A 14375-nucleotide genomic window follows, 5' to 3' on the forward strand; every position below is an offset into this window, starting at 1 on the left:
CCCTCCACACCCATGCGAATCGGGGCCCACGTCCGCGACGACGACCCGCTCGGCGCCGCCGTCGACCGCGGCGCCGACGTCGTGCAGTTCTTCCTGGCCGATCCCCAGGGGTGGAAGGCGCCGAAGCCGCACCCCCAGACCGAGGGACTGCTGGCCTCCGACCTGGACGTCTTCATCCACGCGCCGTACCTGGCCAACGTCGCGTCGCTCAACAACCGCATCCGCATCCCGTCGCGGAAGATGGTGCTCCAGCACGCCGAGGGCGCGGCCGAGGTCGGCGCGAAGGGCCTGATCGTGCACGGCGGGCACGTCGCCAAGGGCGAGGACCCGGGCGACGGCATCGCCAACTGGCGCAAGATGTTCGAGCGCCAGGCCGACAGCGGTGGCTTCGCGGTCCCGATCCTGATCGAGAACACCGCGGGCGGCGAGAACGCCATGGCGCGGACGTTCGACATGCTCGGCAGGCTGTGGGACGCGGTCGGCGAGTTCGGCGCGGGGTTCTGCCTGGACACCTGCCACGCGTTCGCCTCGGGCGAGGACCTGGTCGGCATCGTGGACCGGGTGAAGGCCATCACCGGGCGCATCGACCTGGTCCACCTCAACAGCTCCCGCGACGAGTTCGGCTCCTCGCGGGACCGGCACGCCAACATCGCGTCCGGCACCATCGAGCCCGAGCAGCTGGTCGCGGTGGCCGCCGCCGCCGGGTCGCCGGTGCTGGTCGAGACACCGGACGAAGGGCAGGCGGCGGACATCGCGTTCCTCCGCGAGCACTTGGGCGGCTGAGCGTGACCCGGGAGGTGGTGGCCGTGGCGGAACGCGCGGACGCCGGGTCGTCCCCGCCGCGGTTCGGCCGGGTGGCGCTGGCCGCGGTCGTCCTCCTGTGCGGGCTGACGATGTTCGCCGGCTTCCTCAACAAGGACCGCTGCACCGGACCGGAGTTCGACCAGTGGGGCCGCAGCGCGCCGGACTACGAGCGGCGCAACAAGGCCGAGGTCTGCTACTCCGACATCCAGCACCTGTGGATCGGCCGTGACATCGACCGGCACGTCTTCCCGTACGTGAACGGGGGCATCAACAGCAAGGGCGTGCTGGTCGGCGGCGTGGTCGAGTACCCGGTGCTGACCGGGCTGACGATCTGGGCGGGCGCGATCCTCGCGGACGACGACGCCGCGTTCCTGCTGTTCTCGGCGCTGCTGATGGCGCCGTTCGGGTTGGCCACCGGGTGGTTGCTGGGGAAGCTGAGCCGGTGGCGCGCGCTGATCTGGGCGCTCGGCCCGCCGATGGTGCTCTACGCGTTCCACAACTGGGACCTGCCGGTCGTGCTCTGCGCGGTGGCGGCGGTGTACGTGGTGCACCGGGGCTGGGGGCGGCGCGAGCGCCCGCTGGTCGACCGCGCGGTGGCCGCGTCCGTGCTGCTGGGCCTCGGGTTCGCGTTCAAGATCTACCCGGCGATCTTCGTGCTGCCGCTGTGCCTGCACGTGCTGACCGGCGGTCCCGGCGGCCGGTGGCTGCCGCGCGGCGCCCGGTACGACCTCGCCGGCGCGGTGAAGGTGGCGCTGGCGTCCGTGGTGACGGTGGTGCTGGTCAACCTGCCGTTCGCGGTGGCCGGGCTGGAGGGCTGGAAGGCGTCGTTCGCGTTCCAGGGCCTGCGGCGGGTCGACATCACCACGAACTCGATCTGGTTCTGGTCGATGCGGCCGTTCCTGTCCGACGGCGTCATGCAGTCGCTGGTGGCAGTGCTGTCGCCGGTCGGGATCCTGCTGTCGTTCGCGCTGGCGTGCGGGCTCGGGTGGCGGCGGTACCTGAGCGAGGGCAGCTACCCGTGGGTGCCCGTGTCGGCGGCGATGCTGTGCGGTTTCCTGTTGCTGCACAAGGTGCACTCGCCGCAGTACACGTTGTGGCTGGTGCCGATGTTCGTGCTGCTGCGGGTGGACTGGGGCTGGGTGGCGGCGTACTTCGCGGCGGACCTCGCCATGGGCGTCGGCATCTTCCGCTGGTTCTACGCGATCGAGTTCGGCGAGCCGTCCGGGATCTACGACGGGTTCTCGGCGCAGGCCGTGGTGATCGGGGTGTGGGGCCGGGCGGCGCTGCTGGTGGCGTTGTTCTTCGTCTTCCTGCGCTCCGAGGTCACCTTCACCGACCACCTCCTGCCCACCCGCCGCCGTCCGGCGCCCAGGACCCCCGCGTAGGTCAGCCGCCCACGCCCGCGGGCACCGGCGCGTCGTCCCGGTGGCGCCGGCCGAACCGCAGCGCGAACCGGTCCGGCGCGCCGTCGATGAAGCCGCCGCACGGGTCGTCGTCGCCGGCCTGGCGCACCTTGTCCAGGGCGGGCCGGTAGATCTCGCGCACGATGAACCCGCACAGCACGATCACCGCGACGTCGCGCGCCACCACCGCGCCGAGGAACCAGTCGATCGGCAGGCCCTTGTTGTCCACGCCCAGGTAGAAGAACATCCGGGGCACCCAGACCAGCGCGTCCACCGTCATCCACACCAGCAGCAGCTTCCACCGCGGCAGCGCCAGCACGGCCAGCGGCACGAGCCACAGCGAGTACTGCGGGCTCCACACCTTGTTCGTCAGCAGGAACGCGGCCACCACGAGGAACGCCAGCTGCGCGAACCTCGGCCGCCGCGGCGCGGACATCGCCACGAACCCGACCGCCGCGCAGCACACCAGGAACAGCACCGCGCTGACCGTGTTCAACACCTCGGGCGCCTGCCCGTGCGGCAGACCGGGGTCGAAGCCCTGCCACCCGGTCCACTGCGCGACCACGTTGTAGAGCGAGTCGGGGTCGACGCCGCGCTCGGTGTTCAGCCGGAAGAACTCGCGCCAGCCGTCCGGGTAGAGCCACGCGATCGGCGCGTTCACCAGGCCCCAGGTGGCCAGGGTCGCGCCGAGCGTGGTCCACCCGGCCCGCAGCCTGCCCGCCCGCCAGCACAACAGCAGCAACGGTCCGAGCAGGAACAGCGGGTACAGCTTCGCCGCGCCGCCCAGCCCGAGCAGCACGCCCGCCAGCACCGGCTTCTTGCGCGCCCACGCGAGCATGCCCGCCGTCGCGAACGCCGTGGCGAGCGTGTCGAAGTTGGTGAACGCGTGCACGACCACCAGCGGCGACACCGCCACCAGCACCGCGTCGTACGGCCGCCGCCTGGCCAGTTGCGCCACCGCGAAGGCGGTCACCAGCCACGCCAGCGCCAGCCACAGCGCGGTGATGTTGAAGTACACGATCACGGTCATCGGGTTCGGCAGCCACCCGGACGAGGCGATCACCGTCCAGCCCTGCGCCATGCGCGCGTTGAGCAGCTGGAACATGCCCGTCAGCACGGGGTACTCCATGTACCGCACGTGCGCCGTCGGCTTGCCCTCGTCGTCCACCCACGAGGTCTTGTAGGGGAACGTGTCCGGCTTGTCCAACCGCTCCGCGGTGTACAGCGGCACCGTGTCGGAGTAGCACATCGCGGTGAACTGCTTGCTGCCGCGCCAGTCCAGCTGCACCACGCCGTTGTCGTCGACGTACTGCTGCACGCACGGCGACTTCTGGAACCACGCCAGCGCCAGCGTCACCACCGCGAACAGCAGCACGACCCGCAGCGGCGTCCAGAACCACTGCCGCCCGACCGACGCGTGCCGACCGACCGGTCCGCCCAGCGGCTTGCTCGCCGCGCGCGCCAGCGGCTCGGTCCACGTCGGGTTGACCCGCTCGTCGGGGCTGAGCGAGTCGGTGTCGTCGGCGTTCGCCTGCGAGCCGTCGGGGGTCGCCTGCGAGTGCTGCGAAGGGCTGGCCACGGTGACGGATGCTACGGGCAGGGGTCAACGGGCGTTGTGAGGTCGGGGTGGGCCCGCCACGAATCCCCGAGGTCGTGGCGGGCCCGCGGGTCAGCTCGCAGGCCAGAGCACGGCGTGCGCCACGAACCCGGGCATGACCGCGAGGCCGACCGCGGTGCCGCCGTCGTTCGCCCCGTACACGCTGGCCGAGGTCGCACCGGACGGTGCGCCGAGGTCCTGGGCGACGCCGGCGGTCCAGCGCACCGGGCGGTCGGTCTCACCGGCCGAGCCGGAGTTGCCGACGATGGAACCGTCCTCGGCGACCGCCACGGCACGGCTCGACACGTCCTCCGCCAGCGGGGGCAGTTCGGTCAGTTGCCCGGCCGCGTCCCAGGACATCGCCAGGTAGCGCCAGCTGCCGACCACGGCGTTGCCCACGACCACGCCTGCCTCGTTCAGCCCCGTCACGCCGGCGAAGTTCCTGCCCGCCGTGTTCAGCGTGCCGGCGCCGGCACCGGTCCACAGCACCGGCACCAGCCCCGTGTTCGTCAGGATCGAACCGACCACAACGCCTGCCTCGTTCACGGAGTCCGTCCAGGCGAGTTCACCGCCCGGTGCGCCGAGCTCGCTGATCGTCCCGCTCGCATCCCACCGCACCGCGTGGTTGTCGGAGTCGGGCGTGAACACCGTGCCGACGATGACGCCGGCGTCATTGATCGACGTCGCTCGATCGGAGATGATCGGCAAACCTCCCGGCACGAACGGGCCGCCGGGAAGCACGCCCAGGTCGGTCACCGTGCCGTCGGCCGCCCACTTCACCGCGTGTGACCGGCCGTCCGCGGCGAACGAGTGGCCGACCGCGACCCCGGACGCGTTGACTTCCGACACTTCGCCCGTGATACCGCCGGGCAGCAGCGACAGCGCGGTGATCGCGCCGTTCCCGTCCCACCGGACCGGCCGCCGCTGACCCGACAACCGTGCGACGCCGATGATCGCGGTGCCCGTGTCGTTGATGTCGACGGCGGTGCTCCACGTGCTGCCCGCCAACGTCCCGAGCTGACTGATGGTGTGGTCGGCGCCCCAGCGCACGGCGTGCGTCTGGCCACCGGCCGTGGTCGCCTCACCCACGATCACACCGGTCTCGCTGATGTCGACCGCCTTGCTCTCCGTTCCGCCGGGCAAAGTGCCCAGGTCGATCGGCCCGGTCGTGTCGGCGCCGGCGGGTTGGACACCCAGCAGCGCGACCCCTGCCGCAGCGAGCACTCCCGCCACGAAGACCCTGTTCTTGCGCACGCCAAATTCCCCTACTGTCGTTCGTTCGGTGAAAGCGCGCCGTCCCACCGCGGGACGGCGACGACTAATCGGTGAGTCGGACGGTTCGGTCGAACGTGCCGAACCCCGGCGCCGCCGACGGCAGCGAAGCGGCGCACTCCACGTCCGCGGCCTCTACCACCGGTTCCGGGTCCAGGCGTGCGGTGAACCGGACGCACAGTCGCACCGATCGGCTTTCGGCGGTCCACCCGCCGCCCGCCTGGCCCTGGCCGTAGTACACGACGTCCAACTCGAACCCGGTCGGCGTGGTGCGGCTGCCGAAAACCCGATCCGGGTCGCCGGCCACGGCTTCCGCCAACGCCGCCCCGGGGCCCTGGCCCCGCGTCCTGCGGACGGTTCCCTCGACCCGATCCCGACCGCGTTCCGCGTCGTCGCGGGCGTGGCGGGTGGCGTAGTCGAACGCCTGGTCGGCCTCGGAGGCACAGCCGGCGGTGGTGGCCGCGACGGCGGCCACCACCAGCAGGCCGCGGATCACAACCCGAGCTTCCGCAGCGCGGAGGTGAACACCTCGCCGTACAACTGGAAGCCCTCCCTGGTCGGGTGGAAGCTCTCGGAGGGAATGGCCAGCAGCGGGTCCGAGTCCGTCTTGGTCTCCACGATCGCGTTGATCCGCGCCGGTGCGCCGCACGCGCCCTTGCCGTCGAAGGCGGTGTACGGGTCGGCGAACACCATCTCGATGCCCTCGTTGCGCAGGTCGATGGTCATGCTCGTGTAGGCCACGGTCAGCACGTCCCCGATCTCCTTGAACCAGTCGATCGTGCGACCCGAGAACAGCGCGTCGCAGAGCACGTCGTGCTCCAGGAACTTCGGGTAGCCCATCAGCACGATCTTGGCGTTCGGCGCCCGCTTGTGGATCTCGCGGATGGTGGTCGCCACCGACGGGATCACCTTGTTCCGGATCAGGGCGGGCTCCGCGTCCTTCAGCGGCACCCCGTTGTCCTCGTCCAGCACCTCGTCAGGGCAGTCGAACAGGTAGGTGAGGCACGACTTCATGATCTGGGTGAACCGCGCGTCGTTCCCGCCGACGGACATCGTCACCAGCGTGGTGGACTCGTCCAGGAAGCCGCGGTCCATCTGCGACACCTCGTGGTAGAAGGACCGCCCGGTGTTGCCCCAGGCGTCGACGGGCTTGGGCTCACCGGCGGGCACCGTCTCGAACGGCAGCACGTGGTGCGTGCGCGCCCCGCTGCACGCCAGCAGTTGGTAGTCCATCGTCGGGTCGTTGTAGAAGTCCGCTATCTGCCCGATGGTGTTGCCCGCGTACTGGGCGAGCTTGCCCTGCCGCGACCACGTGTGCGGCGAGCGGTGGCAGGCGTTGCGCAGGTTCTCGTCGTCGCCGTAGACGTTGGTCTCCCGGTAGTACGCGGCGTTGCCACCCGCGCCCTCACCCGACGAGTAGGAGTCGCCCAGCGCGACGACGACGTTCGCCGGCTTCTGCGCCATCGGCTGGAATGCGACCGCGTCCCAAGCCACGTCCTCCGTGCCCTCGCCGTCGAGGGTGGTGGTGGACAGCCTCACCTTCGGCGTGCCGGAGAACTGCATGACGCCCAGCGACACCCACTTGTTGGCCTCGGTGCGCTGCAGGACGACCCGGGTCTTGGTGGCGGAGCCGGTCTCGACCTCGTACTTGGCCTGCCTGGTGTGCGCGCCGTGGTCCGGGATGTGCACGAGGACCCGAGCCCACCCGGTGAGCGGCCTGTTCAACGTCCACGTGCCGGTCACCTTGCTCATGTTGCCGGCCGGATCGTCCCTGCGGGTGTGACCGAAGTAGAAGTGGTTGTCGAAGGCCGCGCCTAGCTGATGGAAGTCGATCTTCGCCGAGGGCGTGGAGAACTGGAGCTGGAAGCTGCCCTGGCTGGTCCAGTCCCTGGTGCAGCGCCGGTTCGGGTCGGCCCACTTCGCGGGCAGGGCGGCCGCGGTGGCGGGCAGGTCATCGATGATCAGCGCGTTCGCGGGCAGGGTGTCCTGCGCGCACCGCGGCGGGTAGTTGGCGCCCCACGCGGGCGCGGGCTCCACGTCGTAAGTGAAGTTCCAGACACCGCAGGTCTGGTCGCAGTCGGCCTTCCAGGTGGCGGGCAGGTGCCACCAGCACTTCAGGTCGCGCTTGCCGGTCTCCGGGTTCTTGTGGTCGCACGGCCCCGGCGGTTCCGGGTCGTCACCGGGACCGGGCAGCACCGACGGGTCGTCGGGCACCCACGCCTGGCCGCGGTAGCAGTCGTTCTGCGGTGTGCAGAACAACTCGACCGGGGGCTTCACGTTCTCCCGGTTGAGGTTGCCGTTGCTGCCGGCCGCGTTCCACCAGGCGGGTGCGAAGCCCGGCCCGGTCGGCGTGGCGATCGAGTGGGCCGCCCAACCCATGACCTTCTCCGGGTACGGCCATCGGTTCGGGTACTTGGCGTCGGCCTGGGTGAACTCCAGGAACGGCAACCGGTTCGCCGGGTAGCGGGGGTTGATCGGGTTGTTCGTCCAGCCGACGCCCCACGGGGAGCCGTCACCCTTGTCCGCGTTGAAACCGGAGTTGTAGGCCCACACCGCGAGGAACCAGTTCTCGATCTTGCGCGGGCTGCCGTTGTTGACCACCATCCCCGCCGCCCGGGTCTGGTTCCACTTCTCCTGCAGGATCTGCAGGCCGCGTGCGATGTTCGTCTTGTGGTCCAGCGCGATGGCCCGCTGCTGGGCCGCCGGGAGCGCCGGCGCGAACGTGCCCTCGCGGCCTGCCATGCGCATGCCGTCGGTGACCTGGGTGATGCCGTACCCGCAGTCGGCGTCGTCCCAGTTGATGGCCCAGTCGTCGTCGTCCTCTTTGTTGTAGATGGTGAGGCCGAAGTAGTTGCCGATCAGCGGGTTCGCGGGCACGCCGGGCAGCGCGAACCGGGCCGCCTGCCACAGGTTCGACTCCTGCGCCATGATGCCGAGCAGGATCTGCGGCGGCACCTTCTCCCCGCCGATCAACGCCTTGGACGGGAACATCGCCTGCGCGCCGTCGGTGTTCTCCAACGTGCCGAGCACGGCTCGGTCGGCCGCCCACTCCGCCTGCGCGGGCGTGGGCTGCGTAGCCATCGCCGACGCGTCGCCGCGGGGGATGGCGCAGGTGCGCTCGGCGTCCACGGGGTTGGTCAGGTCGGTGGTCGCCGACAGCTCTCCCGCGGATCGGCCGGACTTCGGGTTCGGCTCGCGCCCGGTCGCGGCGTGTGAGCCGACCGCTCCCCGCGGGTTGACGGTGAAGCCGACGCGCGCACCCGTGGCGAGGACCTTCAGGTCGATCTTCGCGCGACGGGCGGCCGCCAGGTCCTTGCCGGGCGGCTCGGCGTACTCGGACCTCTCCACGGCCACCCGGCCCGCGGTCGACACCGCGGCGTCCCGGGACACGTCGAGCTTGACCACCGATGGCGGCAGCGCGCCGACGGTGTCGGCCTTGCCCGTCAGGAATACCGCACCGGCCTTGCCGGACGTGACTCCGAGGTCCTTGAGACCGCCGGTGGCCAGGGTGGACACCTTCGCCCGCGGGTCGGAGGGCAGCGCCCGCCGTGCCCGTACCCGGTCACCGAGGCGTTCCAGGAACACCACGCCGCCGTCGGCGTCCGGCTGCAGCATGAAGGGCGACCCGGTCGTGACCGCCAGGCGGTGGGCGCGACCCTTGTCGTCGACCTTCACCAACGTCGATCCGGCCGCCGCGACGACGCCCGCCGCAGTCGGCACCGCGGAGGTCACCTGTCCTTCGACCTCGACCGGCGCGGCCGCCGTGGACGTGCCCGCCTCGAGCCTGGTCAACCGGGTCCGGCCCAGGTCGTCGCCCTCCTCGGTGAGCACGGCGGCCTCACCTGTGCCGCAGCCGGGGTTGAAGTAGGCCAGGCTCGACCGGACCGGCAGCTTGGTCACCACACCGGTGTCCAGGTCGACCGTCGCGCTGAACCCGCCGCGGCCGGCCAGCTTGTCCTTGTTCGTGAAGATGCGCGGTGCGTACACCACTACCGCGCGCTTTCCCGACTCCGTCACGCAGGCGTTGCCGATCCACTGGTCGGAGTCGAAGCCCGGTTCGGACAGGGTCGCCGCCGTGCGCCACGTGTAGCCCGTGGCGGCGTCGGCGACCAGGAGGTGGAAGCCGTCCGCGTCACCGCTGGTCGTCCACGCCCGGTCGGTCGACTGCTGCCAACCCCGTCCGAGCAGGTGGTCGCGTTCACCCGGATCGGTCGTGTGCTGCGCCCGCGGCTCAACCGGTGTCGCGGGCGCCTGCGGTCGGGACACCGGTTGGGCGGTGGCGCCGATCGGGGCACCCGAAGCCAGCAGTGCCAGGGATATCAACGATGTGCCTAACATGCGTCGTGCACGTCTCTTCGGCATGGTTTTCCGTTTCGAATCCGGTGCGCCGATCGGTCAGCGCGGCGAGGTGACCCAGAATCCTTCGGTGTGATCGTTCATGAGATCGCCGACGTAGTAGGTGTCGCCGTCGTACCGGGCATGTCCTTCGAAGGGGTCGTAGGCCACGGCGAACGCCACCGTGGTCCAACAACCGCCGTGCACGGTGAAAGACGAGATGCGGTCCTTCCAGGCGGGGAAGTTGTTCTCGTCGAAGTAGAGGAGGTAGCCTTCCGCGTCGCAGGTCCCGGCGTACCCGTACCAGGTGAACTCGCCGTTGCTGCCGTCCCAGTGCCAATTGTCGTACCACGTCATGAGCGGTACCGCGGCCGCTGAAAGGGCTTTCAGCTCCTGGGCTTCCGGGTCGGTCGAGCAAGCGGTCCGAACCGGGTCCTTCGGCGTCCTCCCGGTCACCGCGACGCAGTGTTCCTCAACCGGTTCGGCTTGTGCCGGACCGCTGAGCGCCGCTATCCCGAAGAGTGCGGCAGAAATAGTGCCCATGATCTTGCCGGCTGGTTTCACTTTCGATTCCTTCCGATTGGTGTGGTGCTCGGTCGGCGTGCCGACCGCGTGCTGCGGTCCCGCATTCTCTTCGCTCTTCGTCGGATCAGGACCGATCCGACGAGCAGTGCCGCGCAGACCCCGGCCGGCGCACCCAGCGAGGTGCCGGACGCGGCCGGTGACCGAGGTGGTGGGCCGGCCAGCGCGCGAACCGGATCGACGACGCCGAACCCGTACTGAGGATCGCGGCCCGGCGGTCCGGCTTCCCGAGCCGTCGTTTCGAGCAGTTCCGCCACTTCCGGCGCGGTCAGTTCCGGGTACCTCGCCCGGACCAGCGCCGCCGTGCCCGAGACGATCGCGGCGGCGTAGCTGGTGCCGCTGCGCTCCCCCCGTGAGGTCGCGATGTCCACACCCGGCGCGGCCAGCGCGATCTCCGGTCCGGACACGCTGACCTCCGGGCGGAACAGGCCGTTGCGGTCCACCGCCGACACGGCGAGCGCACCGGCGGTGCGGGCCAAGGCGGTGACGCCTTGGTCAACACCGGTGTTGCCCGCCGCGACGACCACCAGCACGTCCCGCTCAGCCGCGTACCGCAGCGCTTCGCCGTACGAGCCGTACGAGCCGCCGAGCGACATGTTGATCACCTGCGCACCGCGGTCCACCGCCCACCGGACGGCCGCGTCGGCGTCCGCGCTGTTGCCGGTGAGCTTCACCGGAAGCACCTCGGCCTCCGGTGCGACGCCGTGGCGGCCCGCGACCAGCGCCGCCACCTCCGTGCCGTGGCCGACGAGGTCGCGGCCCCCGGTGCCGAGATCGGGGAACTCGGCACCGGGCAGCACCCGCCCGGTGAGGTCCGGGTGGTCGTCGTCGACTCCTGTGTCGATGACGGCGACCGTCGCCCCGTCACCGCGAGAGGTCGTCCAGGCTTCTGCCAAGCCGAGCTGACCGACCCAGAACGCCACCACCGCCACCAGGACGGCGACCACGGTTACCTCACTCCCGACCAGGTCACCAGCTGTACGCCTCCTCGATGCCGTTCCTGACCTTGGTCAGCACGACCGGCGTGCCCTCGCCCGCGTTGAGACCTTCCGGGAAGAGGCACGACGGCTCGACGTAGTGGCTGCACACGCCCGACGTCTGCGGCATGTTCATGTCCTTGCCGTTGGCCCACAGCGATTCCAGGTCGGTGAACGGGTTGGGGCCGCACTGCCTGGTCTCGGCGAGGTACCGGTTGTTCGGCGCGTCGAACTTCGGCGCCAGGCACAGCCCGGTGGCCCGCTGGATGATCCGGTACTCCTTGCGGTTCTCCGCGTTGGTGTTCGGGACGTAGCGGACCAGCCAGTCGTCGCTGAAGTTGCCGGTGCACTGCCGGTGCACGACCGGCGCCGGGTATGCCGTCGTCGTGGCCGTGAGGCAGTTCTGGGTGATCAGGTGCACGAACCGCGAGATGTAGTCCGTGCTCTGCTGGAACCCGTCCTCGGGACTGAACGCGATCGCGTCGAACGCCACGATGCGACCGGTCGTCCCGTCACCGGTGAGCGTGCTCAGCGTGACCTTCGGGATGTTGTCGAAGTCGAACTTGCCCAGCGGCATCCACTGGCCGCGGTAGTCGTGCTGGCTCTTCGTGACGGTCTGCTTGCCCAGCGCCGTCTCGATCTCGTAGACCGCCGCCGTGGTCTTCGTGGAGCCGTGCGGTGGGATGTAGGCCCACACACCGGCCCTGGTGCGCATCTTCTGGCTCAGCGTCCAGTCGGCCGTCGTCACGGCCTTCAACTCGGTGGGCGTGTTCTGCTTGGTGTGGCTGATCCACGTGTGCCCGCCGAACCCGCTGCCGAGCTGGTGCAGGTCCACCCACGCCGCCGGCTTGTCGTAGCGGAACGCCATGGTGCCCGTCGACGTCATCTGCGTGCAGGCCGGACGCCTGGTCGGGGCGCCGTGGTCGACCACCAGCGTGCGCGTGCTGACCGGGCCCTGCGCGTCGCACTGGGGCACGTAGCTGACGCCGTTCGCGGGCTCCTGCGAGTAGTCCGGCCAGTCGTACCGGATGAACTCGTAGCCGCACGTCGTCGCGCAGTCGGTCTTCCACGTGGCCGCGTCGTGCCACCAGCAGCGCAGGTCGTACTGCCCGGCGGCGTTCTGGTGCGCGCACGGCCCGGTGTCCCGCAGCGGGTCGTCGTCCACGTCGGGATCCGTCGGCGTGAACAGACCGCCGGGCACGCACTGGTTGGCGCTGGTGCAGAACAGGAACCGGTCGGGCTTGACCTTGTGCCGGTTGTACGCGCCGGTGCCGGGCGTGCTCACCGGGCCGTCGCCGCCGTCCCAGCTCGCCGGCCTGAAGAAGGGCACTTCGGTGTTCTCGTCCTCAAGACCCCACGGCGGGTTGGCCGCGAAACCCATCACCTTCTCCGGGTAGGGCCAGAACTGCGGGCGCGCGAAGTCGTGCGGGTCCTCGCCGAAGGGCTGTCGGTTGGGGTCGTACTGCGGGTTGGCGGGGTTGTTGCCCCAGCCGAGGCCGTGCGCGCCGTTCGTGTTCGGCTCACCCGGCGGGTGGTAACCGGAGTTGTAGGCCCACGCGGCGAAGAACCAGTTCTCGATGCTGGTGACGTCGTTGTTGTTCACCCTCATGCCGGCTGCCTGGAGCTGGTTCCACTTGTCCTGCAGCAGGGCCAGGCCCGCCGCGACGTTCGCCGCGTAGTCGGTGCCGATGGCGAGCTGCTTGTCGTAGGACAGCGCGACCTCGCCGGGACGGGTGCGCCCGGCCGTGCGCATGCCGTCGGTCATCTGGGTGACGCCGTAGCCGCAGTCGGCCTCCGTGAAGTCCACGTTCCAGTCGTCGGACTCGTCGCCGTTGTAGACGTCCACCCCGTAGTAGTTGCCGATCAGGGGGTTGCCGGTCTCGCCGGGCAGCGTGTGCCGGCTGGCCTGCCACATGTTCGACTCCTGGCCGATGATGCCGAGCATGACCTGGGCCGGCACCTGGCCGCCGTTGGCGTTGGTCATGGCGCGCTGCGGGAACATCACCTGCGGCCGGTAGTTGCCCTGGTGACCGCCCCAGCCCGCGGGCCGGAGGACGTCCAAGTGGTTCTTCACCGCCATGTCCACCGCCCACTCGACCTGTTTGGGCTTGGGCTGGATCACCTGCGTCTGCCCGTCGTTGCGAGGCACCGCGCAGGTGCGGTCGGCCTCGACCTCGCGGGGTTTGAGCACGTCGGCGGGGTTGACCCCGAAGGCCAGGTCGCGGCCGGTCTTGAGGCTCTTGGCCCGGATGCTCCAAGGCTGCGACTCGACCTGCACCGGCGACTTGGTCGGGGCCACCCCGGTGACCGCTGCCTCTGCGTTGGTGGACACCGCCGAGCCCGCGGGGAGGTCGAGCTTGGTCACGACCGCCGGCAGCGCTTCGAGCTTCGCGTCACCGGTGATGAACACCCTGCCGCCGGTCGCGGTCAGGTCGACCTCACCGGTCGCACCCCTGGCGAGCAGGGACGTCTTGCCGCGCACGCCGGTCGAGCGCTGGACGTTGACCGCCTCTTCGCTCTCCGCTGCCATGAACACGACGCCGCCGTCGGCGTCGGCCTTGAGGTGGAACGGCACGCCGGCGGTCTTGGCGATCCGTTCCTTCGTGCCGTCGCGTTCGATCTTCAGCACGCCGGTGCCACCGGCGACGGCGAAGCCGTCCCGCAGCGGGACGGCCGAGGTGAACTGACCGGTGACCTCGGTGCGGTCGCTCACCTTCCCGGTGGTCGCGTCGACGGTGCGCAGACCGGTCTTGCCGAGGTCGAGGTCGGCGGCCTGGGTGAGCGCGACCTCCTCCCCGAGGCCGCAGCCGGGGTTGTAGTACGCCAACGTGGTGCGGACCGGCAGGTCGGTGACCGCGCCCGTGACCAGGTCGACGACGGCGGTGAAGCCGCCGCGGGCGGACAGCTTCTCGTCGTTGGTGAACGTCCGCGGCGCGTAGACCACGACGGCCTTGGTGCCGGAGCCGGTGACGCACGCGTTGCCGATCCAGGTGTCGGCGTCCACCGCGGGCTTGACCAGCGTGGCCGCCGTGCGCCACGAGTAGCCGGTCTTGGCGTCGGCCACCAGCACGTGGAAGCCGGTTCCGTCGCCGGTGGTCGTCCACAGCCGGTCGCCGGACGACTGCCAGCCGTTGCCCAGCAGCTCGCCGCGCTTCTCGGCGGCGACCACCGGGGGTTCGATCACCGCGACTTCTCGCACCGCGTTCCAGTCGGGGTCGGTCGCCGGCGCGGCGGCGCCCGGTGGGGCCGTTGCCAACGCGGCGATCGCGATTGTCGTCGCGCACAGCGGTGCCAATTTTCTTCGCACGTGTCCATCGCTCCGTTCGATCAGTGCCTGATCTTTCTGAACGTGGGGAATTAATTCGGGCGCACTCGCCATGCGGATGTGCCGAGTGCACATCCGCA

General features: G+C 70.4%; 9 protein-coding genes. 2 read left to right on the plus strand and 7 right to left on the minus strand.

The genetic code is table 11. The features are described from left to right. The first annotated feature begins 12 nt into the window (after positions 1-12). A complete protein-coding gene (locus ABTZ99_RS03025) occupies positions 13-783 on the plus strand; it encodes a deoxyribonuclease IV (RefSeq protein WP_498771472.1) in 771 nt (256 codons plus the stop codon). A 23-nt stretch (positions 784-806) separates the two neighbouring features. After that, positions 807-2189: a glycosyltransferase family 87 protein gene (locus ABTZ99_RS03030; RefSeq protein ID WP_499607708.1), complete on the plus strand. Its 1383-nt coding sequence runs from the start codon at positions 807-809 to the stop codon at positions 2187-2189. A 1-nt stretch (position 2190) separates the two neighbouring features. Here ABTZ99_RS03030 and ABTZ99_RS03035 read toward each other — a convergent pair whose 3' ends face one another. The 7 genes from ABTZ99_RS03035 to ABTZ99_RS03065 form a co-directional block, all read right to left on the minus strand. Beyond that, the gene (locus tag ABTZ99_RS03035) at positions 2191-3786 is read right to left on the minus strand and encodes a glycosyltransferase family 87 protein (protein WP_499607710.1); all 1596 of its coding nucleotides are present in this window, start codon (positions 3784-3786) and stop codon (positions 2191-2193) included. 90 nt (positions 3787-3876) lie between these two features. After that, positions 3877-5058 carry a hypothetical protein gene (locus ABTZ99_RS03040; protein WP_498771478.1) on the minus strand — a complete coding sequence of 394 codons (1182 nt, stop codon included), beginning with the start codon at positions 5056-5058 and terminating at the stop codon, positions 3877-3879. 64 nt (positions 5059-5122) lie between these two features. Next, positions 5123-5572 carry a hypothetical protein gene (locus ABTZ99_RS03045; RefSeq protein WP_499607714.1) on the minus strand — a complete coding sequence of 150 codons (450 nt, stop codon included), beginning with the start codon at positions 5570-5572 and terminating at the stop codon, positions 5123-5125. After that, positions 5569-9342: a golvesin C-terminal-like domain-containing protein gene (locus tag ABTZ99_RS03050; protein WP_499607717.1), complete on the minus strand. Its 3774-nt coding sequence runs from the start codon at positions 9340-9342 to the stop codon at positions 5569-5571. Before ABTZ99_RS03050 ends, ABTZ99_RS03045 begins: the two co-directional genes overlap by 4 nt. Before the next feature lie 129 nt (positions 9343-9471). After that, entirely contained in the window at positions 9472-9975 is a 504-nt protein-coding gene (locus tag ABTZ99_RS03055) for a hypothetical protein (protein WP_498771484.1), read from the minus strand. After that, a complete protein-coding gene (locus tag ABTZ99_RS03060; protein WP_498771486.1) occupies positions 9972-10940 on the minus strand; it encodes a S8 family serine peptidase in 969 nt (322 codons plus the stop codon). The genes ABTZ99_RS03055 and ABTZ99_RS03060 overlap by 4 nt, the downstream gene beginning before the upstream one ends. Before the next feature lie 22 nt (positions 10941-10962). After that, the gene (locus tag ABTZ99_RS03065; RefSeq protein ID WP_499607720.1) at positions 10963-14277 is read right to left on the minus strand and encodes a carbohydrate-binding protein; all 3315 of its coding nucleotides are present in this window, start codon (positions 14275-14277) and stop codon (positions 10963-10965) included. Between the last annotated feature and the right edge of the window lie 98 nt (positions 14278-14375).

It is taken from the genome of Actinosynnema sp. NPDC002837 (assembly GCF_040295345.1).
GTDB lineage: Bacteria > Actinomycetota > Actinomycetes > Mycobacteriales > Pseudonocardiaceae > Actinosynnema.